This is a genomic window from Cupriavidus basilensis (genome assembly GCF_000832305.1).
GTDB classification, from domain to species: domain Bacteria; phylum Pseudomonadota; class Gammaproteobacteria; order Burkholderiales; family Burkholderiaceae; genus Cupriavidus; species Cupriavidus basilensis_F.
In genome coordinates, this window is record NZ_CP010537.1 from 1,893,590 (window position 1) to 1,917,591 (window position 24,002).

25 protein-coding genes are annotated in these 24,002 nt (G+C 68.1%); 8 read left to right on the forward strand and 17 right to left on the reverse strand.

Annotated elements, in window-relative coordinates; all coding sequences use genetic code 11:
• Positions 1 to 32: 32 nt before the first annotated feature.
• A complete protein-coding gene (locus RR42_RS29140; protein WP_052495278.1) occupies positions 33 to 1,736 on the forward strand; it encodes a thiamine pyrophosphate-binding protein in 1,704 nt (567 codons plus the stop codon).
• 97 nt (positions 1,737 to 1,833) lie between these two features.
• Here the strand turns inward: RR42_RS29140 and RR42_RS29145 are convergent, their stop codons facing one another.
• The 4 genes from RR42_RS29145 to RR42_RS29160 all read right to left on the reverse strand — a co-directional run bounded on the left by RR42_RS29145 (position 1,834) and on the right by RR42_RS29160 (position 6,739).
• Positions 1,834 to 2,397 (reverse strand): nucleoside deaminase, encoded by a 564-nt coding sequence (locus RR42_RS29145; protein ID WP_052495049.1) that lies wholly within the window; start codon positions 2,395 to 2,397, stop codon positions 1,834 to 1,836.
• 174 nt (positions 2,398 to 2,571) lie between these two features.
• Positions 2,572 to 3,420 carry an IclR family transcriptional regulator gene (locus tag RR42_RS29150; RefSeq protein ID WP_236702225.1) on the reverse strand — a complete coding sequence of 283 codons (849 nt, stop codon included), beginning with the start codon at positions 3,418 to 3,420 and terminating at the stop codon, positions 2,572 to 2,574.
• 36 nt (positions 3,421 to 3,456) lie between these two features.
• Positions 3,457 to 5,001, reverse strand: a complete 1,545-nt coding sequence (locus tag RR42_RS29155) for a class I adenylate-forming enzyme family protein (RefSeq protein WP_052495050.1) — start codon at positions 4,999 to 5,001, stop codon at positions 3,457 to 3,459.
• A 133-nt stretch (positions 5,002 to 5,134) separates the two neighbouring features.
• Positions 5,135 to 6,739, reverse strand: coding sequence for a methyl-accepting chemotaxis protein (locus tag RR42_RS29160; protein ID WP_043355100.1), 1,605 nt, complete (start codon positions 6,737 to 6,739; stop codon positions 5,135 to 5,137).
• A 288-nt stretch (positions 6,740 to 7,027) separates the two neighbouring features.
• On the opposite strand from RR42_RS29160, the gene RR42_RS29165 reads away from it, so the two are divergent.
• Positions 7,028 to 7,777 (forward strand): EAL domain-containing protein, encoded by a 750-nt coding sequence (locus tag RR42_RS29165; RefSeq protein WP_052495051.1) that lies wholly within the window; start codon positions 7,028 to 7,030, stop codon positions 7,775 to 7,777.
• Here the strand turns inward: RR42_RS29165 and RR42_RS29170 are convergent.
• The 3 genes from RR42_RS29170 to RR42_RS29175 all read right to left on the reverse strand — a co-directional run bounded on the left by RR42_RS29170 (position 7,764) and on the right by RR42_RS29175 (position 10,413).
• Positions 7,764 to 8,489, reverse strand: coding sequence for a response regulator transcription factor (locus tag RR42_RS29170; RefSeq protein ID WP_043355101.1), 726 nt, complete (start codon positions 8,487 to 8,489; stop codon positions 7,764 to 7,766). The genes RR42_RS29165 and RR42_RS29170 overlap by 14 nt on opposite strands.
• Before the next feature lie 482 nt (positions 8,490 to 8,971).
• Complete coding sequence (locus RR42_RS40665; protein ID WP_162484921.1) at positions 8,972 to 9,115, reverse strand: KUP/HAK/KT family potassium transporter; 144 nt, start codon at positions 9,113 to 9,115, stop codon at positions 8,972 to 8,974.
• Between the two features lie 272 nt (positions 9,116 to 9,387).
• Entirely contained in the window at positions 9,388 to 10,413 is a 1,026-nt protein-coding gene (locus tag RR42_RS29175; RefSeq protein WP_043355103.1) for an aldo/keto reductase, read from the reverse strand.
• Positions 10,414 to 10,568: 155 nt separating this feature from the next.
• Between RR42_RS29175 and cls the strand changes: the two genes are divergently transcribed.
• The gene (gene cls / locus RR42_RS29180) at positions 10,569 to 12,002 is read left to right on the forward strand and encodes a cardiolipin synthase (RefSeq protein WP_144409987.1); all 1,434 of its coding nucleotides are present in this window, start codon (positions 10,569 to 10,571) and stop codon (positions 12,000 to 12,002) included.
• A gap of 13 nt (positions 12,003 to 12,015) precedes the next feature.
• On the opposite strand, the gene RR42_RS29185 is transcribed toward cls, so the two are convergent.
• The 9 genes from RR42_RS29185 to RR42_RS29225 form a co-directional block, all read right to left on the reverse strand.
• Positions 12,016 to 12,486: an ion channel gene (locus RR42_RS29185; protein WP_043355107.1), complete on the reverse strand. Its 471-nt coding sequence runs from the start codon at positions 12,484 to 12,486 to the stop codon at positions 12,016 to 12,018.
• A 174-nt stretch (positions 12,487 to 12,660) separates the two neighbouring features.
• The gene (locus tag RR42_RS29190) at positions 12,661 to 13,092 is read right to left on the reverse strand and encodes a nuclear transport factor 2 family protein (RefSeq protein WP_330218540.1); all 432 of its coding nucleotides are present in this window, start codon (positions 13,090 to 13,092) and stop codon (positions 12,661 to 12,663) included.
• 41 nt (positions 13,093 to 13,133) lie between these two features.
• Complete coding sequence (locus RR42_RS29195; RefSeq protein ID WP_043355108.1) at positions 13,134 to 13,919, reverse strand: SDR family NAD(P)-dependent oxidoreductase; 786 nt, start codon at positions 13,917 to 13,919, stop codon at positions 13,134 to 13,136.
• Between the two features lie 46 nt (positions 13,920 to 13,965).
• Positions 13,966 to 14,568, reverse strand: coding sequence for a DUF3833 domain-containing protein (locus RR42_RS29200; protein ID WP_052495052.1), 603 nt, complete (start codon positions 14,566 to 14,568; stop codon positions 13,966 to 13,968).
• Positions 14,565 to 15,899, reverse strand: a complete 1,335-nt coding sequence (locus RR42_RS29205) for an MFS transporter (protein WP_082055143.1) — start codon at positions 15,897 to 15,899, stop codon at positions 14,565 to 14,567. The genes RR42_RS29200 and RR42_RS29205 overlap by 4 nt, the downstream gene beginning before the upstream one ends.
• Positions 15,896 to 16,435, reverse strand: a complete 540-nt coding sequence (locus RR42_RS29210; RefSeq protein WP_043355110.1) for a chalcone isomerase family protein — start codon at positions 16,433 to 16,435, stop codon at positions 15,896 to 15,898. Before RR42_RS29210 ends, RR42_RS29205 begins: the two co-directional genes overlap by 4 nt.
• 1 nt (position 16,436) lies before the next feature.
• Positions 16,437 to 17,651, reverse strand: coding sequence for an SAM-dependent methyltransferase (locus RR42_RS29215; RefSeq protein WP_043355111.1), 1,215 nt, complete (start codon positions 17,649 to 17,651; stop codon positions 16,437 to 16,439).
• Positions 17,648 to 18,496: a DUF1365 domain-containing protein gene (locus RR42_RS29220; protein ID WP_043355113.1), complete on the reverse strand. Its 849-nt coding sequence runs from the start codon at positions 18,494 to 18,496 to the stop codon at positions 17,648 to 17,650. The genes RR42_RS29215 and RR42_RS29220 overlap by 4 nt, the downstream gene beginning before the upstream one ends.
• A 5-nt stretch (positions 18,497 to 18,501) precedes the next feature.
• Positions 18,502 to 19,824, reverse strand: coding sequence for an NAD(P)/FAD-dependent oxidoreductase (locus RR42_RS29225; protein WP_043355115.1), 1,323 nt, complete (start codon positions 19,822 to 19,824; stop codon positions 18,502 to 18,504).
• 188 nt (positions 19,825 to 20,012) lie between these two features.
• On the opposite strand from RR42_RS29225, the gene RR42_RS29230 reads away from it, so the two are divergent.
• Complete coding sequence (locus RR42_RS29230; RefSeq protein ID WP_043355116.1) at positions 20,013 to 20,627, forward strand: TetR/AcrR family transcriptional regulator; 615 nt, start codon at positions 20,013 to 20,015, stop codon at positions 20,625 to 20,627.
• Positions 20,628 to 20,732: 105 nt separating this feature from the next.
• Here the strand turns inward: RR42_RS29230 and RR42_RS29235 are convergent, their stop codons facing one another.
• On the reverse strand, positions 20,733 to 21,002 hold the full coding sequence (locus RR42_RS29235; protein ID WP_043355118.1) for a hypothetical protein: 270 nt from the start codon (positions 21,000 to 21,002) through the stop codon (positions 20,733 to 20,735).
• A 379-nt stretch (positions 21,003 to 21,381) separates the two neighbouring features.
• Here RR42_RS29235 and nthA point away from each other — a divergent pair, with 379 nt between their 5' ends.
• The 4 genes from nthA to ribA all read left to right on the forward strand — a co-directional run bounded on the left by nthA (position 21,382) and on the right by ribA (position 23,904).
• On the forward strand, positions 21,382 to 22,086 hold the full coding sequence (gene nthA / locus RR42_RS29240; RefSeq protein ID WP_043355119.1) for a nitrile hydratase subunit alpha: 705 nt from the start codon (positions 21,382 to 21,384) through the stop codon (positions 22,084 to 22,086).
• Positions 22,083 to 22,754: a nitrile hydratase subunit beta gene (gene nthB, locus RR42_RS29245; RefSeq protein WP_043355120.1), complete on the forward strand. Its 672-nt coding sequence runs from the start codon at positions 22,083 to 22,085 to the stop codon at positions 22,752 to 22,754. Before nthA ends, nthB begins: the two co-directional genes overlap by 4 nt.
• Complete coding sequence (locus RR42_RS29250; RefSeq protein WP_043355121.1) at positions 22,747 to 23,133, forward strand: nitrile hydratase accessory protein; 387 nt, start codon at positions 22,747 to 22,749, stop codon at positions 23,131 to 23,133. The genes nthB and RR42_RS29250 overlap by 8 nt, the downstream gene beginning before the upstream one ends.
• 174 nt (positions 23,134 to 23,307) lie before the next feature.
• On the forward strand, positions 23,308 to 23,904 hold the full coding sequence (ribA, locus tag RR42_RS29255; RefSeq protein ID WP_043355124.1) for a GTP cyclohydrolase II: 597 nt from the start codon (positions 23,308 to 23,310) through the stop codon (positions 23,902 to 23,904).
• Positions 23,905 to 24,002 lie beyond the last annotated feature (98 nt).

Consider the following 24,002-nt stretch of genomic DNA (forward strand, 5'->3'; position numbering starts at 1 on the left):
GCTTGATCGCACTGCACCATTTTCCTTCTGCCATGACCAGCCAATCCGTTGCAGCTACCTTGCCTTCCACTTCCTCCTCCGCCAAGCCGGCGGCGCGCTCCGGCGGCCGGGTCCTGGTGGACGCGCTGCGCATCCACGGCGCGCAGCGTATCTTCTGCGTGCCGGGTGAGAGCTTCCTGGATGTCCTCGACGCGCTGCACGACCAGCCCGCCATTGACCTGATCGTCTGCAAGCATGAGGGCGCCGCGGCCAATATGGCCGAGGCCGACGGCAAGCTCACGGGCCGCCCGGGCATCTGCTTTGTCACGCGCGGCCCGGGCGCCACGCACGCCAGCATTGGCGTGCATATCGCAGCGCAGGATTCCACGCCGATGCTGCTCTTCGTTGGGCAGATCGCTCGCGGCCACAAGGGACGGGAGGCCTTCCAGGAGGTCGACTACGGCGCCATGTTCGGCTCCATCGCCAAGTGGGTGGTGGAGATCGAGGATCCGGCTCGTATTCCTGAACTGGTGGCACGCGCGTTCCAGTGCGCGACTTCGGGCCGGCCGGGGCCGGTGGTGATTTCCCTGCCGGAAGACGTCCTGGACGGCCTGTGCGAGGTGGCCGATACCGGCCGCTACCGCCCGGTGGCGGCGGCACCGCGCGCGGCCGATGCCGATGCGCTCGCTGCGGCGCTGGCCGGGGCCGAGCGCCCGCTGGTGATTGCCGGCGGCGCTAACTGGAGCGCGCAGGCGGCGGCCGATTTTGCGGCCTTCGTGCAGCGGTGGAACCTGCCGGTGGCCTGTGCCTTTCGCCGCCAGGACGTATTCGACAATCGCGACCCGCACTACGTTGGGCATCTCAGCCTGGGGGTCAACCCGGCGTTGGCCGAGCGCGTGCGCACGGCCGACGTGATCCTGGCCTTCGGCACGCGGCTGGGCGATATCGCGACCGACGGCTACACCTTGCTGGAGGCCCCGCAGCCGCGCCAGCGCCTGTTCCACCTGCACGCCGACAGCGCCGAGCTGGGCCGCGTCTACCAGCCCGAGCTGGCCATCCATGCGGGCATCGAGCCCGGCGCCGCCATGCTGGCCGCGCTGACGCCGCCAGCGGCGGTGCGCTGGGGCGACTGGACCAGCGCCGCGCGCGCCGCGCATGGCGCCTTCGTGGCCCCCGCCAAGCCGCACCCGCAGCTCACCGGCGTGGACATGGGCGCGGTGGTCGCGCACCTGGACCGGATCTTGCCCGACGACGCCGTGCTGACCAACGGCGCCGGCAACTACACGGTCTGGCTGCATCGCTACTACGCCTATCGCCAGCCGCGCACCGAGCTGGCACCCACCTGCGGCGCCATGGGCTATGGTCTGCCTGCTGCGGTTGCCGCCAAGCTGCGCGACCCGCAGCGCACCGTGGTGTGCTTCGCCGGCGACGGCTGCTTCCTGATGTACCCGCAGGAACTGGCCACGGCCGCGCAGTATGGCGCCAACCTGATCGTGGTGGTGGTCAACAACGGCATGTACGGCACCATCCGCATGCACCAGGAAAAGCGCTATCCCGGGCGCGTCAGCGGCACGGACATCCCGAGCCCGGATTTTGTGGCGATGGCGCGGTCGTGCGGGGCCTGGGCGGAGCGCGTGACGCAGACGGAAGATTTCGCCGCGGCCTTTGCGCGTGCGCAGGCCGCGGGCAAGCCCGCCGTGTTGGAACTGGTCACGGACCCGCGCCAGATCACCCCGGCGATGCGGATCGCGGACTGACGAAAGAAGACAAAAAGCAAAAAAATACAAGACAGGAGACGCCCATGACCGATGCCACGCTGGCCGACTTGCGCAGCCAGTTTGCCGGCCATAAGGGCTACGCGCTGTCGCTGATGGTGGAGGCGCTGACGGCTGGGCTGTCCTGCCAGAAGCCCGCGTGCGCCCGCGCCGCTTCGTCCTCAAGCGCGGGGCCCAGCACGGCGACGCTGTGCTGCCCGCGTGCGAAAACCTCCCGGCAGGGCAGCGAGAAGGTGGGGTTCTCGGGGTGCGCGCCGGTCAGCGTCAGCAGCCGGTGTTCGGACAGCGCGTACACCACCCGCCCGATGTTGCACCAGTAGATGGCGCCGGCACACATGCAGCAGGGCTCCGCGCTGGTATAGAGCGTGGCGCTGGCGAGCGCCTGCGGCGACAGCTTGCGGGCGGCTTCGGCCGCGGCGGCCAGTTCGGCATGCTGGGTGGGGTCGCCCTCGGGCGGCATCGAGTTGTTGCCGGCGCTGGCGATGACATTGCCGTCGGCGTCCGCCACCAGCGCCGCAAAAGGATGGCGTCCGCGGGCACGGGACGCCTCCGACAGGCGGATGGCCTCGCGCAGCAGGCGCAGGTCCTGTTGGCTCAGCGCCGTGGCAGCAGCGGTGGCGTCGGCGGCAATCAATGTGGTCATGGTCTGGTCCCGGTGGGTTCGTGAGGCGCGTGGCGGCGTGGCGGCGTGGCGGCGTGGCGGCGTGACGGCGTGACGGCGTGGTGCGAATCATGACATGCAAGCCGCAGGGCCTGATCACGGCCACCGCCATCGGGGCGTCAAAAATAGGCCAAAAGGGCGCCAGAACGCGGGTGCCTAGCGATCCTGCGCGCGCAGCGCCGCTTCGATGCCGCGAATGCTCTCGAGCAGGCGCGGGCGCACTGTCTCAAGCAGTAGCGCGGCCGGCACGATGGCGGTGGGCCCGCTGCACGACAAAGTCATCGGCGGCAGCGCGGGGCCGGGCCGGAACGCGGCGGCGATCGAGTTGATGTCCGGCAGCCATTCGCCAAACGACGTGGTGCAGCCCTGACGCTCCACCTCCGCGCGGCTGCGCTGCGCAATGGCCTGCGCACTGGCGCCGTCCATCCCTTCCTGTTGCCGGAAGGCGGCCAGTGCTTGCCGTTGTTCCGCGCCGGGCAACGCTTGCAGGTAGGCACGCCCCGCGGCCGAGGTCAGCCCCGAAATGCGCGTGCCGACCGCCACCCGCAACGTCAGGTACGACTCCGACTGGCAGTTCTCGAAGATCAGCATCTGCGCCCGATCGCGCACGATCAGTGACGTCACGCCCTGGGACAGGTCGGCCAGCTCCTGCATGAACGGCCGCACCACCGCCAGCACATCCACGCCATGCTGCGCCGCCGGCGCGAGGGCCAGCGCCGAGCTGCCGAGCTGGTACTTGGCCTGCTCCGGGTCCAGCCGCAGGTAGCCCAGCTCCGTCAGCGTATGCGTGAGGCGCGACACCGTGGATTTGGGCAGGCCGCAGCGCTGCGCCAGCTCGGCATTGCCCAGCCGCGTCTCAAAGCTGCGGAAACTCGCCAGCACATCGAGACCCCGCGCCAGCGCGGTCACGAAATGCCGGTCTTCCTTGTGCAGCTGCATATGCTGCTGCATGTGCTGCTGCACTTGCGTTTCGTGCTGTGGATCTTCGGTCTGCGGTTCGGACATGGGCGGCCTCGGCTGGCTTGGGGCTGAGCTTGCGTCTCAGCCTGCGCTGGCCAGCAGCTCGCGCAGCCTGGCCTTGAGTATCTTGCCGGACGGTGCGGCCGGCAGGTGGGCCACGATCCGGACCTCCGCCGGCATCTTGTAGGGCGACAGCTGCTCACGCAGGAAGGCGCGCAGCGCGGCTTGGTCCAGCGTCATGCCCTCGCGCACTTCCACAAAGGCGATGACTTCCTCGTTGCCTTCTACCGCGCGTCCCACCACCGCAGACTGCAGCACGGCCGGGTAGGCATTGATCGATTGCTCGACCTCCTCCGGGTACACGTTGAAGCCGGAGTGGATGATGATTTCCTTGGAGCGCCCCACGATGGAGACCGCGCCGTCGGCATCGATGCGCGCCAGGTCTCCGGTGTGCAGCCAGCCGTCGGCGTCGATTACCTGCGCGGTCAGGTCGGCTCGGCGGTAGTAGCCCTTCATCACGTTGGGGCCGCGCACCAGCAGCTCGCCGCTGCCGTCGGGCAGGCGCTCGCCCAGGCGGATCTCCACCTCAGGCACCACCGGGCCCACCGAGCAATCCGTGCGCGGCGACTCCACCCGGGTCTGGCAGACCGTGGGCGAAGTCTCGGTCATGCCATAGCCGTTGTGCAGGATGATGCCGAAGCTCGCTTCAAACGCCGCCTTGAGCGTGGCGGTGAGCGGCGCGCCACCGGATTGCGCCATGCGCAGCGCGCTCGCTTGCAGCGGCGTTGCCTGGGCGCGGCTCCATTCGATCAGCTTGGCATACATGGCGGGCACGCCATGCAGCACAGTGAGCCGCTGCGCGACCAGCGCGTGCGCCAGCTTCTCGGGGCGGAATCGCGGTTCGTAGAACACCGTGGCGCCGTTGGAGAGCGGGCCCACCAGCAGCACGGACAGACCGTAGACGTGCGAGATCGGCAGCACGCCGTAGACCCGGTCGCCCGGCTGCACGCGCGCCTGCAGGCGGTTGGAGCGGCCGATGAACATCAGGTTGGCGTGCGTCAGCATCACGGCCTTGGCGGCGCCGGTGGTGCCAGTGGTGTAGATCAGCGCGGCGACCTGGTCGCGCGCTGCTGCGTCCACCGGCTCAGCCACGGCGGCTGCATTGAGCGCGCCCAGCAGCAGCTTGCCCGCATGCGGCCACTCGGCCGGTTGCGCGCCACGCGCCAGGCCGTGCTCGCGCGCTTCGGGATGGGCGTTGTCGAGGTAGAGCGCGATGCGCGCGCCCGAGTGTTCGATGATGTTGTCGATCTCGCGGGCGGACAGGCGGGCATTGACCGGCACGGCCCATGCGTCCAGCGCGCTAAGCGCCAGGATCAGCACCGCGCAGCCCACGCTGTTCTCGGTCACCAGCACCACGCGATCGCCGCCGCGCACGCCGACGCCAGCCAGTGCGCGGGCGGTTTCGGCAATGGCGCCGTCCAGCTCGCCGTAGCGCAGGGACCGCTCGGCGTCCATCAGGGCCACGCGCTCGGGGTGGCTCTGGACCCAGGGGCCGATGGTCTGGTGCAGGCGGGAAAATGAAGTGGCAGCCGGTGCGTGCGCGGCGGGCGTGGGGGTGCTACTCATCACAGTCTCCAGGTCAGGCGTCCGGCGTGGGCCGCCGGATTTTTCGATGGCGGAATACTCCCACCGATCACCTTACACGTCAACTGCACTGTGGAATCCATGTTCTGCATTGCAGAACATGGATCATCCGGCCTCAGAACCGGAAGCGCGCGACCCCAGCCGACAGGCCTGCCGCTTGCTCATCCAGGCTGGCCGCCTGCGCCGTAACGGCTTCGACCAGCTCGGCGTTCTGCCGGCTGGTCTGGTCGAGTTGGGCCACTGCCTCGCCCACCGAGCGGATGCCGCGCGCTTGTTCGTCAGCCACCCCGCACAGGCGTTCGGCCAACTGATGGCTCTGGCCGACCGCCTGCTCGATGCCGCTCATCGCGCTGACTACTTGCCCGCTAAGCCGTGCCCCACGGGCGATCTCCGAGCTGGCCTGGCCAATGGTGGTGCGAATCTCGCGGGCGGAGTTGGCGCTGCGCTGCGCCAGCCCGCGCACCTCCTGCGCCACCACGGCGAAGCCGCGCCCGGCCTCGCCCGCGCGGGCTGCTTCCACGGCGGCGTTGAGCGCCAGGATGTTGGTCTGGAAGGCGATGCTCTCGATCACTTCGACCATTTCCGCGATATTGCGCGAGTGCTGGTTCACCGTGTCCATGGCGCCGCTCATCTCGCTCACCACCGCCATGCCGGCGTCGGTGGCTTCGCGTGCCTGGCGTGCCATGGCGCTCGATTCGGTGGCCTGGGCGTGGGCTTGGCCGACCAGCGCGGTGAGGCGCTCGACGCTGTCGGCGGCGGCGGCCAGCGCGGTGGCCTGCAGCGCGGTGCGGCGCGACAGATCGTGGTTGCCGCTGGCGATGCCTTCGCTGGCCGCGGCGATCTCGGCGGCGGAGCGCTGGATCCCTTCCAGCACGCCGGCGAGCTGGTCGCGCATGCGCGCCAGCAGGCTCATCAGGCTGTGGTCATCTCCGGCGCGCACGCGCACGGCTTGCTGCAGGTCGCCCGAGGCGATGCGGCTGGCCACCTTGGCCGCGTCCGCCGGCTCGCCGCCCAGTTCCGAGTGCAGCAGGCGCGAGGCAAACCAGGCCAGTGCGGCGGCCGCCCCAAGGCTAGCCACCAGCATGCCAACCATCACGGCCTGGCCGCGCAACTGGCTGGCCGTCACGGTGGCTACCGTAGCGGCGGCCTGCCGCTCCTGCTGCTCGCGCGTGACCTCGACCAGATCGGCCAGCTTCTGCAATTGCTCGCCAAGAAAATGGCCGTCGACCGAAACGGCGCTGTCGAACTGCAGGGCATCGAGCGGCTGCTTGCGCAGCAACGTGACATAGTCACGCAGCATCGCCGCGGCGCTGTTGCGTTCGGCTTGCAGCGCGGTGGCCTGGGCGGGTGCGGCCGTGCGCACGGTGCCAAGTGCCTGGTCGAGGCGGGCGAGGGCGCCATCGATGTCGGCGGTTGCGCCGTCGCGCTCGGTGCTGCTGGTCGCCATGGTCAGGGCAAGCTGGGCGCGGCCCAGCCGGGCCAGCGCCGATTGTGCGCGCTCCGCGGCGATGGCGCCCTGCATATCGCGTTGATAGAGCGTATCTGTCATCTGCTTGACCGAGACGAGGCTGAAAATGCCCGTCAGCCCCACCACGGCGCCGAACACATAGACCAGCGCAAATGCCACGCACATGCGCGCGCTGAGGGGAAGCCGGCCCAGCCAGGCGGGCATGCGCCGGCCGGCGCGGCGTGGAAGGCGAAGGTGGATGGCTTGCAACACGGTTGAGACTCCGATGGACCACGCGGCCCATATGCTGACCCTGGGGTGCCGCCATCTCGCGCTCCGGTTTGCAGCGCCGGCTTACCACGGGTGACGGCATGACTTTGTTGTGGGCTGCATGCTCGCCGCCATCTGTGACGCATTAATGACATCCCGCCATTGCGCAGGGGTAATCGGCTTTGTCATCCGCGTGACACATGGCTGACATGCAATAGAGGGCGAGTCACATTGGCTCACCAGCTTCTTGCGCCTGGCGCCGCGCCTCCCCACGTCACGTTCACTCCGTCCATGCAGATTGCCTACCCCCTGGGCGGCGCGCCCGTGCTGCGGCTACGCTTGCCGCCGCTCCACGCCGTCTTCCAGCCTATTGTGGTGTTCGGGACCGGCCATGTGCTGGGCTACGAGGCGCTGGTCAGGGGGCCCGCCGAGTCGCCGCTGGCCATGCCGGACGCCTTGTTCCGCCTGGCCCGCGACGAGGCCGAGACCATCGAGCTGGAGCTGCGGGCGGCGCGCACCGGGCTGTCCGCGTGCCTGGCGAATGGCTTGCGCGGCAAGTTGTTCCTCAACTTCAGCGCCATGGCGCTGCGCTACCTGCTGGCCAACGGCGGGCGTGCCATGCGGGCCCTGGTGGCGAACAGCATCGCGCCGGATCGGGTCGTGATCGAGGTGACCGAGCAGACCCCCATCGAGGACGCGGAGCGCTTCGGGCAGGCCATGGCCGTGCTCCGCGAGCTGGGCATGCAGCATGCGCTGGACGATTTCGGCACCGGCCACGCCAATCTCGACCGGCTGGTACACCTCGCGCCGCACTACACCAAGCTGGACAAGTCGCTGGTGCGTGGCATCGGCACGTGCTCGCGCCGGCTTGAGGTCGTGCGCACGGTGCTGGCCCTGGTCAAGGCGCTGGACGGCGAAGTGATCGCCGAAGGCATCGAGGATGCCGATGAACTGGCGGTGCTGCGCGATCTCGGCGTGCCCTTCGGGCAGGGCTACTACCTCGGCAGGCCGGCGCCGCACCCGGTGCTCAGCCAGTGCTGAGCGGGCCAGTCCGAGGCAGCCGCCCGCCGGTCTCATCCAGGCGATATCCCTTGCCATACACCACCGTGATGACCAGCCCATTGCGGGGGTGGAGCCCCAGTGCCCTGCGCAGGCGCGATACCAGGCTCGCCAGGGCGCGGGACAACGGTGGCAGCGGACAGCCCCAGATTGCGCGTTCGATATGGGCACGGGACAAGACCCGGCCGACGCTGCCAAACAGCAACGCTGCCAGCTCGAACTCCTTGCGGGGCAGCGTGAGCCGGCGTCCCTGGAACACGACCTCGTGCGCCAGGCAGTCCAGTGAATAGAGCCCGACCGCCAGGTCCGGGCTCGGCGTTTGCCGGCGCGCGGCGGCACGGCGCTGCAGGGCGTGCAGCCGGGCCACCAGCTCGCGCGCGCGCAACGGGCGGATCATGTAGTCGTCTGCGCCCGCCTGCAAGGTATTGACGACCGAGTCTTCGTCGCGCTGGTGGGAAACCACCATCACCGGCACTTCGCTGCGCCAGGCGCCGCGCACCGCGCGCACGGCTTCCACGGCAGGCATGTCGGCAAGGTCGTGGTCGATCAGCAGGACGTCGTAGCCGGCTTGGTCAATGCCACGGAAAAGCTCCGCGCTTGCGGGGTAGGTGTGGCAAGGCACGCCGGCGCGAGCGAGGGCATCTGCAATGGCCTTGGCCTGCAGCGACAGATCCGCTAGCAGTGCGATCTTCATAGGAATTGTCCATCTGGCATTGACGCGGTTCGCAGGGCCGGTGCGCGCATCGGCTGCCCGCAAGGCGACTCAGGCAGGATAGTCCGCGGCGCGAGGGATATCACCTGGAACAATCTGCAAGGACGGGCAGAAAATTCCCAAAGCAGCGGGGCGCCAAGCCACAAGGCGACCGGCATCGCACCAGCCCACGGTCGATTGTTGCGGTGCACGTACACATTTTGTCCACGATTGCCGGATCGTGTTATCCACAGCTTGTGTGGATAACCGCGCTTGACGTGCCGCGCTTGGCCAATGGTGGCGGTTATGTATCGGGCTGCCTAAATTTTGAACAGGAAGGCGGGTGACGCCTCGCCAGCGACCGTGGAGGCGGACAAATTCAGTGCTGCAGCGTGCAAGGCAGCAAGCGCGGCAGAGAGGCTGGTCATGAAGGTAGGTGCGTATTGCAATGCGTTGGCCGGCAGGGGGGCGTGATCGTCAGATTGTCAGATCGAGACGCGGCGGCCAATCTCCACCACCTGATTGCTGGGCAGCCGGAAAAGATCGGTAACGTGCATGCCGTTCCTGACCATCAAGGCGAACAGCTTGCCTTGCCAGTGCGGCATCCGGCTATCGCCCTCGCGCAGCACGATGGTTTCCAGGCCAATGTAGTATCGCGCATGGCGATAAACAGCTGCACGGACGTCATCAGCATGGTGAGGGAAACGGCGATGCCATACGCGCAAGCCAGTTGATCCGATTCCAGATCAGCAGGCTCAAGCGGCCCAGGATAACCGGCGCCGACGGCTTGCCCCCCGAGAGCGCGAGCACGGTTTTCAGCGTGTATCGATCAGCGCAGGGGCTTGCGGCATGACTATCTCTCCAGGCAACCCATTGAAGAACATTGCGGCAAGCCCGGGATTCAGGCTGCAGGAACCGGTCGCCCGGTCAGCGGATAGTTCGGATCGTTGTAGCCATGCGTGGAGGCATGTCCGGGCCGCACCAACTGGTCGACCAGGGCCTCCTCTTCGGGGGAGATGGGCACGCCGACGGCGTCAAAGTAATCCTCGAACTGTGCCAGCGTGCGCGGCCCGGCAATCACCGAGCTGACAATCGGGTTGGCCAGCACCCAGGCGGTAGCGAACTGGCCCAGCTTGAGGCCACGCGCATCGGCATGCGCCTTCAGCGTCTGGGCAATCACCAGCGATTCCTCGCGGAATTCCGTTTCCATCATGCGGCGGTCGGCGCGGCCCGCGCGTGAGTCTTGCGGGGGCTGCTGGCCGGGCAGGTACTTGCCGGTGAGCACGCCGCGCGCGATCGGGCTGTAGGGCACCACGCCAAGGCCGAAGTGCTGGCAGGCCGGCAGGATTTCCACCTCGGGCATGCGGTTGAGCAGGTTGTAGTAAGGCTGGCAAACCACCGGGCGCGGCACACCCAGCTGGTCGCACAAGCGTGCGGCCTCGGCGATGCGCCAGCCGCGGAAATTGGACAAGGCCCAGTAGCGGATCTTGCCGGCACGGACCAGGTCGCCCATGGCGCGCACGGCTTCTTCCAGGTTTTCGCCGGGGTAGTCGCGGTGCAGGTAGAGGATGTCGAGGTAGTCGGTGCCAAGGCGGCCCAGGCTTTGCTCGACTTCGCGCAGGATCCAGACGCGCGAGTAGTGCGAATGGTTGGGCGCAGCCTGCATCGGGTTGCCGAGCTTGCTGGCCAGGATCCAGTCATGGCGGTCGGCGGCGAGCAGCTTGCCCACCATGCGCTCGGAGCCGCCCTTGCTATACACGTCCGCGGTGTCGATGAAGTTGACGCCGTGCGCGCGAGCGCTATCGACGATGCGGCCGGCCTCGGCTTCGTCGGTCTGGTCGGCGAACATCATGGTGCCGAGGCACAAGGCCGACACCTTGAGGTTGCTGGCGCCCAGGCGCCGGTATTCCATCTTGAACTCTGACATTGCGGTCTTCCTTGATATGGCTGGCGGTCAGGCGGTAACGCGGTAAGGCGTGCAAGCTTAACGCCTGTGGGGAAATTCTGCCTGCCCCCGGGCCGCGGCTATGCCAGAATGCTAGCCATTGTGGTCTGGCTCCGCCAAGGCGAAATCCAACAATCATGCTCAGCCCCTCCCTCGTCGCGGCGATCGTGCTGGCGTTCCATCTGCTTGGCGTCGTTGCGGCTTTGCACGCTGTGATGACGGTGCGCACCGCGCCCGGCGCCATCGCGTGGGCCGGCTCGCTGGTGATGATGCCGTACTTCACGCTGATCCCGTACCTGATCCTCGGCAGCAGCAGTTTTGCCGGCTACGTGAATGCCCGGCGCTTCAATAACGACCGGCTGCGCGAGGTCACGCACGAGATGGAGCCGCACGAGCGCGAGGCGCGCGACGCCAGCGTGGTGCACTCGCCCCCGCAGCCTTACCTGCGCGCCTTGCCCCGGCTGACCGGCACGCCGTGCCTGGCCAACAACGCGGTGCGGCTGCTGGTCAACGGCGAGGCGACGTTCGAGGCCATCTTTGCGGCGATCGCCGCCGCGCGGCAGGTGGTGATCGTGCAGTTCTTCATCGTCCACGACGATGCGCTTGGGCGGCGCCTGCAGAGCCTGCTGTGCGAACGCGCTGCCGCGGGCGTGAAGGTGTATTTCCTCTACGACAGCATCGGCTCGCATGCGTTGCCGGGCCAATACGTCAAGGTGCTGCTGGCCGCAGGGGTAGAGGCGCGCGCCTTTGCCACGCGGCGCGGCTTTGTCAACCGCTTTCAGCTCAATTTCCGCAACCACCGCAAGCTGGTGGTGGTGGATGGGGAGTGCGCGTTTACGGGCGGTCACAACGTCGGCAACGAGTACCTCGGGCAAAAACCGCCGCTGGCGCCCTGGCGCGACACGCATATCGAGATCCGCGGCAGCGCCGTGCTGGACTTGCAGATGGTGTTTGCCGAAGACTGGTTCTGGGCCGCGCGGGAGGTGCCCATGCTGCTGCCCCCGCCGGCAGCACCTGCCGGGGGCATGACCTGCCAGGTGGTGCCGTCCGGCCCCGCGGACGCGCAGGAAACCTGCTCGCTGTTTTTCGTCGAGGCGATCCAGGCGGCGCGCCGGCGGGTGTGGATCACCAGCCCGTACTTCGTGCCGGACGAGGCCGTGTTCGCCGTACTCCGGCTGGCGGTGCTGCGCGGGGTTGACGTGCGCATCCTGCTGCCGGCGCGCCCCGACCATCTCGTGGTGTTCGCCGCCTCCACGCTGTATGCCTACCGGGCCGTCTGTGCGGGCGTGAAGCTTTATCGCTACCAGCCGGGCTTCCTGCACCAGAAGGTCATCCTGATCGACGATGAGGCCGCGGCGGTCGGCAGCGCAAATCTCGATAACCGCTCGTTCCGGCTCAATTTCGAACTGATGGTGATGACCGCGGACCGCGATTTTGCCGCCAGCGTGACGCGCATGCTGGAGGCGGACTTCGCGCAGGCCTGCCAGATCGAGCGCAGCGAATACACCGCCGCGCCGACGCTGCGCCGCGTGGCGATGCACGTGGCCACGCTGTTTGCGCCGATCCTGTAACCATGCGTCGTGCCTACAGATCCGCTTGCGCCGCTTGCCTGGAGGTGCCGGTTGGCCAGTCGCGGCGCATGATGATGTAGGTGAAGGATGTCGACCAGCCGATCAGGATCAGGCCCACCAGCGGCTCGATGCTGGCGAGCAGGCGCGTGGCGCCGACCGGCGCGATGTCGCCCAGGCTTTGCGTGGTGAAGGTTTCAAGCGAGAAGTAAAGGTAGACGATGGGCGTGATGGGATGGGCGCTGGCAAGGCCGCCCAGGCCCAGCACATGGCCCGCCACCCAGTAGCCGACGGCAAACACCATGGCCTCGAGGCCATGGGCCAGGATGATGCAGACGATCAGCACGCCAACGTTGACGCGGCCGGTCCAGCGGCGCGGATTCATGCCGGACAGCAGGCGCAGGGCTTCGTAGTGGATGGCGACCACGGTCACGGTCAGGATACTGACGCAGGCCAAGGCCAGGAGGTCGTGGACGGTGAGGTTCATTGAGCGTTCCTTGTCGGGCCGGGATCGCCTCGGTTGGGCGCGGCACGCGATAGTGACCGCCCTTGCCGCCGGGATGTTCCCCGGGGCATGGGCGCACACGGTCACAAACTGCTTGGAATGTAACGGGGGATCACGCGCAATGCCAGCCCGAAGCGCAGTAGCGCACTGGCGCGGCTAGGAAAGCGGCGCGGCGAAGCGGCGGCGCAGCCAGCCTACCAGCGGCCCGAGCCAGGGCAGTTGCTGCCAGAGCTCCTGCGCGGCGTCCCAGTAGTCGCGATGGAGTGTCACGCGTCCATCGCCGTCAAAGCGAAAATGCGAGCTACCGTGCACCTGGTAGGGCTTGCCCTTCAGGGTGAAGTGGAAGTCCCACAGCACAAACGCCTGGCCCGGCTGCCGGAATTGCTCACCGATTACAAAGCGCGGGTTGTCCGTGGCGACGAACATGTGCGCAAAGATCCGGCGGATCGCCTCTCGTCCGCGCACATCGTTGAAGGGATCCTTGAAGCGGGCATCGTCGGCATAGAAGCGCGCGATGTCGCCCAGCGAGGCGGGCGAGAGCGTTTCGTACCATCGCAGCAGGGCGGTCAACTCGGTCAATTCAGTCAATGCGGTCAACTCCGTCAGTGCGTTCGGGCCGGTCAGGGGCATCACGGCGCGTCCATCACTCTTTGCAGCGCCGCAAGGCGCAGCCGGTAGGGTAACAGGCTGGCGAGCTTGAGCAGGCGGGTGAAGCGGCGCGGGAAATCGATCTCGAAGCGGCCGCGCGCCAGCCCCTGCAGGATGGCCTCGGCGGCGGCCTCGGGGGTGAGCAGGGCAGGCATCGGGAACGCGTTGTTGGCCGTCAGGCGTGTCTTGACGAATCCCGGGTTGACCAGGTAGACGCCCAGCCCGCGCGGACGCAGTTCGGCGTAGAGCAGTTCGGCCAGGTTGATCAGGGCGGCCTTGGTCGGCCCGTAGACGGTGGCGTTGGGCAGGCCCATGTAGCCGGCCACGCTGGCGACCAGCACCAGGCTGCCGCTGCCGCGCGCGAGCATGTCGGTGAGCGTGGCCTGCAGCCCGTAGTAGACGCTGTTCAGGTTGGTCTCGATGGTGTGGCGCACGCTCTCGGCCTCCAGCTCCCAGGGGCGCAACGCACGATAATCGGCGGCGCAAAACACCACCAGGTCCACGCCCTCCCAGGCCTCGCGCAGTGTGTCATGCGCCAGGCGCCAGGCGTGCGGATCGGTGGCGTCCATCGGCAGCAGCAGCGCCGTGGCGTGATCGCCGGCAACCGCCTTGAGGGCTTCAGCCCGGCGCGCCGACATGGCTACCCAGGCGCCGCGCGCAAGCAGGGCGCGCGCCAGCGCCGCGCCGATGCCGCTCGATGCGCCGACCAGCCAGACCCGCTTTTCGTGCCAATCCGTCCAGCGGGGGTTGAGTGCCGTCCTGGCCATGGTTGCCTCTCTGATTTGCGCCGCAGGCGCGATTCGGCCATCGCGGCTATTGCTGAGATGGCTGAGATTGCTGAGATTGCTGAGATTGCGGTGATTGCGGTGATTGCGGGCGCCGGAAGAACACCGTGACCTGGCCAACCTCGAAACCGAATTTCGAGACGCTGGCGCGATTGATCATGGTGCGCGCGTCGACCAGGTACATCCAGTCGTCGAACTGCACGTCATACGTGGTGTCTCCCACCGGCAGCCGCAGCGTGTAGCGCCAGTTCAGCGCATTGCCCGCGCTGTGCCCGATCGCTTCGCCCACCACGTCGCCGGCGCGGCCGCGCCAGGTGCCGTCGGGCTGGCGCGCCAGCGTCCAGGTGCGCTGCTCGGTGCTGCCGTCGCTGTAGCTGAAGTGCTCGTCCAGTACGAAATCGCTGCCTTGCCGGCGGCCCTCGATGGCTACCGTGAAGCGTTTGACGACCTCGCCGCTGCGTTTCTGGAACATGCCCCAGGCCTCGGTCTTGCCACCGAAGAAAGTCGGCACATCGAGCACGGGCTGCTGCTGCGCATACTGCGAAACGTCCGGGCCGGCGCAGGCAGCCAGCCATAGCGCGGCGTATAGCAGCAGCCGTTTGCCGCAGTGCGAAGGGTCAAGGCGAATCATGTCGGGTCCTCCATCGGTGGTGCCGGGACCGTGCGCAGGCACAGCATGGCGGCAAGCTTGAACAGGCAGGGCAGGCCGCCGTAGACCAGCGCCAGGGCATGGCTGCCGGGCGCCGTGCCGCCGGCGCCCGGCTGGTAGCCGCACCAGGCCAGCAACGGCAGCGCCAGGCCCGACAGCGCGAGCGCCAGCTTGCCCAGCAGGCTCCAGATGCCGTAGTAGCCGCCGGGTTGCTCGCCGGGGGGAATCAGGCAGGCCAGCAGCACCGGCGGCAGCGCCAGGTCGGCGCCAAGCGCAAGCCCCGCCAGCACGCACACGGCCAGGTAGGCGCCGGTGTCGCCTGTGCCCAGGCCGGCCGCCCAGACAAAGGCGGCCACCGCCAGCGTCATGCCAAGCCGCCAGGCCCCTGTGGGGCCGATGCGCGCGGAAAGCCGGGTCCAAAGCGGCAGGCCGCAGGCGCCCGCCGCGAAATAGGTGGCGAGGAACGCGCCGGACCACTGCGGCGCGCCCAGCCGATCCTGGACGAAGAACAGAACCAGCGTAGCCGGTATCGAGACCGATATCGCGTTAAGGAAATACGGCAGCAGCAGGCGCCGGAATGCACGGTTGGCGAGCGTGGCGCGCCAGCCGTGCACGCCAGCGCTGTGGTGGCGCCAGGCCGGCGCGTGCCGCAGCAGCAACGCCAGCGCGCCCAGCAGCAAGGCGGCGAACACCAAGGCATAGCCCGCCATGGCCAGCGCGGCGGGCCAGCCCGATGCGCCCAGAAGCCAGGCAGGCAAGACGCTGGCCAGCATCACCCCGGCCAGGCCCGCTGCCTCGCGCCAGGCCGCGGCGCGGGTCAGCGTGGCCGGCTCGCCAGACACGCGCGCGCCCCAGGCCAGATAAGCAATGTTGACCACGCTGTGCGCGCTGTAGACCAGTATCAGCGAGAGCGCCAGCCAGGCGGCCAGCGCCCCGCCGCGCACAGGCGGCAGCCACAGCATGGCAAAGGTCGCCGAGAGCACCAGGCACGCTAGCCATAACGCGGGCGCCAGCTTGCCGCGCTGTGCCAGGTGGTCGATCCAGCGGCCGAGGAACGGGTCCTGCACGGTGTCGATCAGCCGCGCGGCGAACAACACCGTGCCGGTCGCGGACATGGCCAGCCCGAGCTCGCTCGCGTAGTAGGCGGGCACCTGCACGTAGACCGGCAGGGCAGCCATGGCCAGTGGCATGCCGAGCAGGCCATAGGCAGCCATGGCGGATGCCGGGGCGGGATTGGGCGCCGTGGGCGCGGCGGGCGCGGTGGGCGCGGTGGGCGTCGCGGCTGTCGCGATGCCGAGGTGCGGCGCGGTCATCGTGCGAGCCCGAGCAGGCGCTGGCGCAGCGCCGGCGCGCGCGTGGCGGGGTCGAGCCAGATCGAGAAAAACGCCAGCGCAAAGGCGGAGTCGTCGATCTCGGTGGTCAGCCGATCGCCTGCGTAAAAGCGCACGCCCTTGCCGGGCATGAACACGCCGGTGAGCGTGTCGCCCGGGCGCACGTCGACAAACGCCTGTGCCAGGCTTGCGCGCCAGCGATCGAGCATTTGCAGGCTGGGCGGCATGTTGCCGGCGCTGCCGATGCGCGTCATCTCGTCGAGGCTGGTTTCGACCAGGCGCTCGCGCTTGATGCTGCGGTCGTAGGTGAGTTGCAGCGCAAAGGGCGCATCCGGCGCGTCTGGCGCGATCGGCAGCTGCGCGCTCCAGAGCTGGGCGGAATAGAGGCGAAAGCCGAACAGGCGGAATTCGCCTTCGCCCGACAAGCGGGCGGGCTGCACGTCTGCGCGCCAGCCCGCCGCGGCAAGCGCCGGGACACAGAGGATGGCCATGGCGAGGGCGGCGGCAGCGCGGCGCATCTCAGGCCTGCCGCTGCAGCACGAACTGCATGACGTCGGTGCGGCCTTCGTCGAATCCGGCTTCGCAGTAGCACAGGTACAGGCGCCAGGTACGGATGAAGACCGCATCGAAGCCTTGCGCGGTGACATCATCAAGCCCCTGCTCGAAGGCCGCGCGCCAGCGCCGCAGCGTCTCGGCGTAGTCCGGGCCAAACGCCAGCGTGACGCGGCTTTCCAGCCCGGCCCGCAACCCGGCCTTCAGAAAACGCCCGGGGCTGGGCAGCATGCCGCCTGGGAACACGTACTCGCGGATAAAGTCGCTGCTCGCGCGGTAGGCCTTGAAGCGCGGCTCTTCGATGGTGATCGACTGGACCAGCGCGCACGCGCCGGGCCGCAGGCGCTGGCGCAGCATCTGGAAGTAGCCGGGCCAATAGCGCTCGCCCACGGCCTCGAACATCTCGATGGAGACAATGGCGTCGTACTCGCCATCAAGGTCCCTGTAGTCGCGCAGCTCCAGCCGGGCGAGCCCTTGCAGACCGGCCTGGGTCACGCGCTGCTGCGCTACCTCAAGCTGTGCGGCGGAGATGGTGATGCCGTGCACGTGGATCCCTTGCCTTGCCGCATGCATGGCAAAGCCGCCCCAGCCGCAGCCCACTTCCAGCACGCGCATGCCGGGCTTGAGGCCAAGCGTGTCGACGATATGCTGGTACTTGGCGTCCTGCGCCGCTTCCAGCGGCCGGCTCCGCTCGCCCTGGAACAGCGCGGCTGAATAAGTCCAGGTCGGGTCCAGCCAGCGCTGGTAGAAGGCGTTGCCCAGGTCGTAGTGCGCGTGGATGTTGCGGCGGCTGCCGGTGCGGCTGTTGGGGCGCAACCGGTGGCGCAGGCCGTACCACCACCGCGCCAGCCAGCTGCCGACCACGGTCCGCGCCAGCGCGGACTCATTGCGGATGGCCAGGCGCAGCAGCGCGGTGAGATCCGGCGTATCGAGCCAGCCTGCGCGGTAGGCCTCGGCAAAGCCGATGTCCCCGGCGCGCAGGATATCGGCACAGGCACGCCAGTCGCGCAGCTCCAGGCGCGCGCCGGGTCCGGCATGCGGATCGCCAAACAGGCACTGCTCGCCCGAGGGCGCGACCAGCAACAGGTGGCCAACGCGGATGCGCTCGAGCAGGGTTAAGAAAAGACGGGCTGACGCAGGGGCACCGTCGGGCGGCAGGGTTAGCGCGCGAGAGGGCGTCATGGCTTGTTTTCCTCGGACTGCGACAGGTTGGCGGATGGGTTGGGGAAACTCGTCGGGCCGGGCGGACCGGCACCGGGGCCTGGGTCTTTGCCGCGGAACGGCACGTTCTTCAGCCACAGGCGCAGGGCCTGCCAGTGGATGCGCGCCATCACCGACACCGTGAGCCAGGGCTGCCGCGCCAGCGCACCCAGCACATTGGCGCGCGAAAACGGCAGGCAGCGCCCGCCGATCGCGGTACGGATCACGAGGCCCGTGGCATCGTAGTAGTCGATGCCGGCAAAGCTGGTGCCGCCGGTATCGCGCAGGCGGAACGCATAGCTGCCCTCGACCACGCAGAACGGCGACACATGCAGTGCCTTGTGGCAGGTCAGCACGGTGTCGGGGCCGATTGCGCAGCGGTCGGGCGCGCACAGCAAGTAACGGTGGCTGGCGCCGAAGGTGTTGTTGACCTCGGCCAGCACCGCGCGCAACTGGCCGGCGCGGTCATGGCAATGCCAGAAGCTCACCGGGTTGAAGGCATAGCCGAACACGCGCGGGAACGTCTGCAGCCAGATCTCGCCGTCGGCCGGCAGGTTGGCCTCGACCAGCAGCCTGCGCATCCACGCGGCCAGGTCGCTGCCATCGCGCGGGCCGTAGTCGCGCGTGGCAAGCGACAGCGGCGCCCAGCGGTCGATGCCGAACCACCAGTGGCGCAAGGCAGGCAAGCGGTCGAGATTGCAGCGCAGGTAGAACACCGGATACACAAAGCGGTGGCGTGCGGGACGCAGGCGTTCATGCATCACGCGGCCAAGTAGCAACCACGCAGGCGGCGCGTCGGCGGGGCTGCTGGCAAGGTGGTCTTCCATGCCGCTCATAGCCTGGCCCAGTCCGGCAGCACATCGAAATCGGCGGCCACGCGCAGCGCGGACTTGAGCCCGTCCTCATGGAAGCCGTAGCCCGTCCAGGCTCCGGCAAACCAGGTGCGGCGCCGACCCTGCAACGCGGGCAGCGCGGACTGCGCCGCCACGGCGGCCAGGTCGAAGACCGGATGCTGATAGTGGTAGCGGCCCAGTTCCGTGCCGGGCGCCGGCGCGGTGACGGGGTTGAGCGTCACCACCACCGGGGTCTTGAAGGGCAATGGCTGGAGCTGGTTGCACAGGTAGCTCACGCAGACCGGGCGGTTGTGGCCGGCATGATCGTGCGTGCCAACGGCACCGCCCAGGTAGTTCCAGGCTGACCACACCTTGCGCCGGCGCGGCAGCAGGGCCGGGTCGGTATGCAGGATCGCCAGGTTCGGCTGGTACTGCACCGCGCCAAGCGTACGGCGCTCGCCGGGATCCGCGTCCGCCAGCATGCGCAGCGTGGTGGGCGCGTGGGTGGCCAGCACCACCGCGTCGAAATGCTCGGGGCCATCGTCGGTAAGCAGGTCAACGCCGCAGTCATGCCTGCGGATGCTGCGCACGGGCGTCGATATCCGGATGGCGGCATCGCGCTGCGCCAGTTGCGCGCAGATCCGCCGTACATAATCACGCCCGCCGCCCTGCACCGTTTTCCACTGCGGCCGGTTGTTGACCTGCAGCAAGGCGTGGTTGAGGCAGAAGCGCAGGAAGGTGGCGGCAGGAAAACGCAGGATATCGGCGGTTGCGCTGGACCAGATCGCCGCCGCCATCGGCAGCAGGTAGTTGTGGCGAAAGGGCTGGCCATAGCCGCCGTCGAGCAGCAACTGGTCCACCGAGCAGCCGCTCCGGGTGGCCAGCGCCAGGTTGCGCTCGGCGGCACCGTTGAAGCGCACGATATCGCGCAGCATCGACAGGAAGCTAGGCGAGAAGAGGTTGCGGCGCTGCGCGAACACGGTGTTCAGGTTGCTGCCGGCCCATTCCAGCCGGCCCTGGTCCAGCGATACGGAGAACGACATATCGGTGGGATAGGCCGTGACCCCAAGCTCGGCGAACAGCGCGATCAGGTTGGGATAGGTGCGGTCGTTGAACACCAGGAAGCCGGTGTCCACGGGATGGCGCGCCCCCTCCAGCTCGACCTCGACCGTGTTGGTATGCCCACCCAGGTAGTTACCAGCTTCAAACAGTGTGACGTTGTGCCGACGCGACAGTAGATAGGCGCTCGCGAGGCCGGAGATGCCTGCGCCGACTACGGCGATGCGCTGGCCGCGTGGATAGGTTCCGGGCGCGCCGCTCATGCCGGATCCTTGCTGGCGAGCGCGCGCTCGCCAATCGCGCCAGCCCTTGTGGCAGCTTGGCTGGCGGCGGTTGCAGGGTGGCAGTGCTGGGGATTTCCTGAATTCGACATCGCTTTGCCTGGATGGGTGCTAAGATGGTTTCGTACCGCTCTGGAAAAAAGATTACTACATAGTAGCGAGATTTACTAATGAGTATTTTCGGCAGGCTGAGTTTCAAGGACCAGGCTTTCAAGCTGCGCGAGGACGCGATCCTCGACGCGGCGACCCGCATCCTGGCTGGCAAGGGCTTCGACCTGATGACCATGGACGACGTGGCGCTGGAGGTTGGCATCTCCAAGCCCAGCCTCTACAAGCACTTCAAATCCAAGGAGGACCTGGTCGGCGAAGCGCTGATCCGGCTGATCGACGGCGCGCTCGAGTACCTGGAGCAGCTCCCGGGCGATCTCACGGGGCTGGCGCGCTTGCGCGCCTTGCTCGAGTGGGCGCTGCGGGTACGCCTGACCGGCGGGCTGCCGTTCCTGCCATCCACCAGCCCGCATGTGCGCGAAATGCTCACGCGCAACCTGCGCTACGTCACGCGCGTGCTCAAGCTCAACCGGCAACTGGAAAAGCTCGTGGCCGAGGCCAAGGCGGCGGGCGAGCTCGACCCGTCGTTGCCCGACGAGGTGATTCTGTTCAGCTATTACGCGCGCACTTGCGATCCGGCCGTGGAGTACCTGCAGCTGTACAGCAAGCTGGGCACCGACGCGATCGTCGAGCACATGCTCAAGGTCAGCTTCGAGGGAATGCGTAGTCACGTGTAGGCGGGCGCGGGCAAGCCGCGCTCTGGTGGTCCTGATGCCTACATGTACGGTGCGCTGCAGGGAATGGATGCGCGTCGGCTGCGCCCGGCCCCGGTGAGGCGGGGCCTAGTCGAACTCGACGTAGAACTCGCCGCGCGGCCCGTCAAAGCCGACGCGTGGCACCTTGCCGTGTTCGCGGCTGGAGCGGGCCAGGGCGCGAAGCTCGGCCTGCCGGGCGGGCTCGCGCAGGCTGCGGCGGGCCTTGGTGCTGATCTCGACCGGGCCGCACTGCGGGTTGCCGCAGTCGTACCGCACCCATTGCCCGTAGCTGCCTCGACGGGCGCGGGCTACGGCCTGGGTGCCGCAAAGCGGGCAGTACTCTTGTTTTTCCTTCATCGCCGTCAATGGTCGCCGTCAATGGCCGTCAATGGCCGAAAAGGGGAGGAGAGGGCAGGGGCGGGGAAATCGGTCCAGGCAGCTATGCTGCCGCACCGGTGGCAACGCAAAATCAAATTGAAACGTGACCAGCCACGCAGCCGGGTGGTCAATGTCCCGACAGGCTTTGCATACAAGTCTGCGCAGATCCCCGCCGTGCTGCTGCCCCTCTTTCGAGGGGATTGATCGGCCGAGGGGCACTCGATGCCCGGTGGGCGGGGATCATGGTTTGCCGAAGGCGCCGGGCGGCCCGGATTGCCAGGCGCCGCGGGTGCGGCCATACTGGGCGCTCAGCAGTGTCCGTGCCAGAACGATCCCGGAACGATCTCCCCAGACATCGATGCGCCAAGACTCTCCCGACTCGCCATCCAGTCCCCCGCATGGCCCTGATCACGAGCACGAGCACGAGCACGAGCACGAGCACGAGCACGGCGGCAGCGCGCTCTCCGAGATGGACCTGCGCGTGCGCGCGCTGGAATCCCTGCTGGTGGAGAAGGGCTATGTCGATCCGGCGGCGCTGGATGTCCTGATCGAGACCTACGAGCAACACATCGGCCCACGCAACGGGGCGCGCGTGGTCGCCAAGGCCTGGGCCGAACCCGCCTACAAGGCGTGGCTGCTGGCGGACGCCACAGCTGCCATCGCCTCGCTCGGTTTTACCGGGCGCCAGGGCGAGCACATGATCGTGCTGGAGAACACGCCCACCACCCACAACATGGTGGTCTGCACGCTGTGCTCCTGCTATCCCTGGCCGGTGCTGGGACTGCCACCGGTCTGGTACAAGTCCGCGCCGTACCGCGCGCGGGCGGTGATCGACCCGCGCGGCGTGTTGCGCGATTTTGGCTTTACGCTGCCGCAGGCGGTGCAGATCCAGGTGTGGGATTCCACCGCTGAACTGCGCTACCTGGTGCTGCCCATGCGTCCGGCTGGTACCGAGGGCTGGGGCGAGCAAGCGCTGGCGGACCTAGTGACCCGTGACGCGATGATCGGCACGGGCCTGCTGCCGGATGTGACCACGCCGGCAACGGCAGGGGAGCCGCGATGAACGGTGGCCAGGATCTCGGCGGCATGCAGGGCTTCGGCCCGGTTCGCCCGGAAGCCGATGAGCCGGTATTCCACGCCGGCTGGGAGCGCCGCATGCTCGCGCTGACGCTCGCCATGGGTGCGCTCGGCAAGTGGAATATCGACACCATGCGCGCGGCCCGCGAAAGCCTGCCGCCGGCGCAGTACCTTGGCAGCAGCTACTACCAGATCTGGTTCGAAGGCCTCAAAGCCATGCTGCTCAGGACCGGCATGGCCAACGCGGAAGAAATCGCCAGCGGCGCATCCACCACGCCGCCGCTGCCCCTCGCGCGCATCCTGAGCGCGGATCAGGTTGCGCCGGCCCTGGCGCGCGGCACGCCCAGCGCCCGGCCCGCACCGGGAGCAGCCCGATTCCAGGTGGGCGACCGGGTACGCACCCGCCAGATGCATCCCGCCGGCCACACCCGGCTGCCACGCTATTGCCGTGGACGGCAAGGCGAGATCGCGGCCGTGCACGGCGCCCATGTGTTCCCGGACGCCAGCGCCGCCGGGGCGGGCGACCAGCCGCAGTGGCTCTACACCGTGCGCTTTGCCGCCACCGAGTTGTGGGGCCCCGACACCACCGCGGCCTCGGTCTGTGCGGATTGCTGGGAGTCCTATCTTGACCCGGCGGAGGTGGCCCATGGCTGATCCGGCGTCGACTTTGCCCTTGCCCGCAAGCCTGCGGGCCATGCGGGCAGCGCTGCCTGCACTGCCTTGCGACAGCACCGGACCGGTGTTCCGTGAGCCGTGGGAAGCACAGGCCTTTGCGCTGGCGCTGGCCTTGCATGAGCGCGGCGCCTTTACCTGGACGGAATGGGCGGCCGCCCTGTCCCAGGTCATCCGCGAAGCCCAGGCGGGTGGGGATCCCGACAACGGCGAGCATTACTACCGCTTCTGGCTGACCGCGCTGGAGCGGCTCGCCGCGGCCAAAGGCCTGGTCGACGCCAGCGCGCTGCTGAACCGGCGCGACGCGTGGGACGCGGCGGCCCGGCGCACGCCCCACGGCCAGCCGATCGAGCTTCGCTGAGGCGCCAAAGGGGGCCGGTTTTAACGCGACTTTCAGGCCAGGGACATGCCGCCGGAGCGCCCACGGCCACTTGCCCGCCAGCGATCCGGCCCCGCTCGTGCTACCGTATCGGACTAGACGCTATCAAGCGCCCCGATGCCGAGCCGCCAAGGCCGGCGCAACACTCCGACTGACATGAACGACACAGAGATCCAGCTGATCGGCTCGGCCCGCTTGCCGACCCGTTTTGGCGAATTTACCGCCCACGCCTTCAAGGGTGCCGTTTCGGGCATCGAACACCTTGCGTTGAGCGTTGGCGACATCACTGGCGAGGCTGTGCTGACCCGCCTGCATTCCGAATGCCTGACCGGCGACGTGTTCGGCTCGTGCCGTTGTGACTGCGGCGAGCAGCTCGACCTGGCCATGAAGAAGATCGCCGAGGAAGGCCGCGGCATCCTGTTGTACCTGCGCGGCCAGGAAGGGCGCGGGATTGGCCTGGGCCACAAGATCCGCGCCTATGCGCTGCAGGACGGCGGGCTCGATACGGTCGACGCCAACCTGGCGCTGGGCCAGGAAATCGATAGCCGCAACTACGCCTTTGCCGCCGACCTGCTGCATCAGTGGGGCGTCAAGTCGATCCGGCTGATGAGCAACAATCCCAAGAAAAAGCAGGCGCTGGAAGCCGCGGGCATCAAGGTGGTGGAGCAGATGCGCCATATCGTGCCGTCCAACGCCGAGAACGAAAAATACCTGGAGACCAAGCGCGAGCGCATGGGCCACCTGCTGGATTGACGCTGCGGGGCAAGCCAGCAGCGGATTCCGGCCTAAGCCGCGAAAAGCGCACAAAATCGAGAAAAGAACCGCGCTATCCGGCTACACTTTCGCATCGT

Bases quoted from the DNA above. Each gene is read 5' to 3' on its own strand.
- RR42_RS29250 (WP_043355121.1), top strand. From the start codon at position 22,747: ATGGCTGATCCGGCGTCGACTTTGCCCTTGCCCGCAAGCCTGCGGGCC.
- RR42_RS29210 (WP_043355110.1), bottom strand. From the start codon at position 16,435: ATGCGCCGCGCTGCCGCCGCCCTCGCCATGGCCATCCTCTGTGTCCCG.
- RR42_RS29145 (WP_052495049.1), bottom strand. From the start codon at position 2,397: ATGACCACATTGATTGCCGCCGACGCCACCGCTGCTGCCACGGCGCTG.
- nthB (WP_043355120.1), top strand. From the start codon at position 22,083: ATGAACGGTGGCCAGGATCTCGGCGGCATGCAGGGCTTCGGCCCGGTT.
- nthA (WP_043355119.1), top strand. From the start codon at position 21,382: ATGCGCCAAGACTCTCCCGACTCGCCATCCAGTCCCCCGCATGGCCCT.
- RR42_RS29200 (WP_052495052.1), bottom strand. From the start codon at position 14,568: ATGATTCGCCTTGACCCTTCGCACTGCGGCAAACGGCTGCTGCTATAC.
- cls (WP_144409987.1), top strand. From the start codon at position 10,569: ATGCTCAGCCCCTCCCTCGTCGCGGCGATCGTGCTGGCGTTCCATCTG.
- RR42_RS29175 (WP_043355103.1), bottom strand. From the start codon at position 10,413: ATGTCAGAGTTCAAGATGGAATACCGGCGCCTGGGCGCCAGCAACCTC.
- ribA (WP_043355124.1), top strand. From the start codon at position 23,308: ATGAACGACACAGAGATCCAGCTGATCGGCTCGGCCCGCTTGCCGACC.
- RR42_RS29155 (WP_052495050.1), bottom strand. From the start codon at position 5,001: ATGAGTAGCACCCCCACGCCCGCCGCGCACGCACCGGCTGCCACTTCA.
- RR42_RS29225 (WP_043355115.1), bottom strand. From the start codon at position 19,824: ATGAGCGGCGCGCCCGGAACCTATCCACGCGGCCAGCGCATCGCCGTA.
- RR42_RS29165 (WP_052495051.1), top strand. From the start codon at position 7,028: ATGCAGATTGCCTACCCCCTGGGCGGCGCGCCCGTGCTGCGGCTACGC.
- RR42_RS29230 (WP_043355116.1), top strand. From the start codon at position 20,013: ATGAGTATTTTCGGCAGGCTGAGTTTCAAGGACCAGGCTTTCAAGCTG.
- RR42_RS29205 (WP_082055143.1), bottom strand. From the start codon at position 15,899: ATGACCGCGCCGCACCTCGGCATCGCGACAGCCGCGACGCCCACCGCG.
- RR42_RS29140 (WP_052495278.1), top strand. From the start codon at position 33: ATGACCAGCCAATCCGTTGCAGCTACCTTGCCTTCCACTTCCTCCTCC.
- RR42_RS29195 (WP_043355108.1), bottom strand. From the start codon at position 13,919: ATGGCCAGGACGGCACTCAACCCCCGCTGGACGGATTGGCACGAAAAG.
- RR42_RS29150 (WP_236702225.1), bottom strand. From the start codon at position 3,420: ATGTCCGAACCGCAGACCGAAGATCCACAGCACGAAACGCAAGTGCAG.
- RR42_RS29235 (WP_043355118.1), bottom strand. From the start codon at position 21,002: ATGAAGGAAAAACAAGAGTACTGCCCGCTTTGCGGCACCCAGGCCGTA.
- RR42_RS29215 (WP_043355111.1), bottom strand. From the start codon at position 17,651: ATGACGCCCTCTCGCGCGCTAACCCTGCCGCCCGACGGTGCCCCTGCG.
- RR42_RS29185 (WP_043355107.1), bottom strand. From the start codon at position 12,486: ATGAACCTCACCGTCCACGACCTCCTGGCCTTGGCCTGCGTCAGTATC.
- RR42_RS29170 (WP_043355101.1), bottom strand. From the start codon at position 8,489: ATGAAGATCGCACTGCTAGCGGATCTGTCGCTGCAGGCCAAGGCCATT.
- RR42_RS29220 (WP_043355113.1), bottom strand. From the start codon at position 18,496: ATGGAAGACCACCTTGCCAGCAGCCCCGCCGACGCGCCGCCTGCGTGG.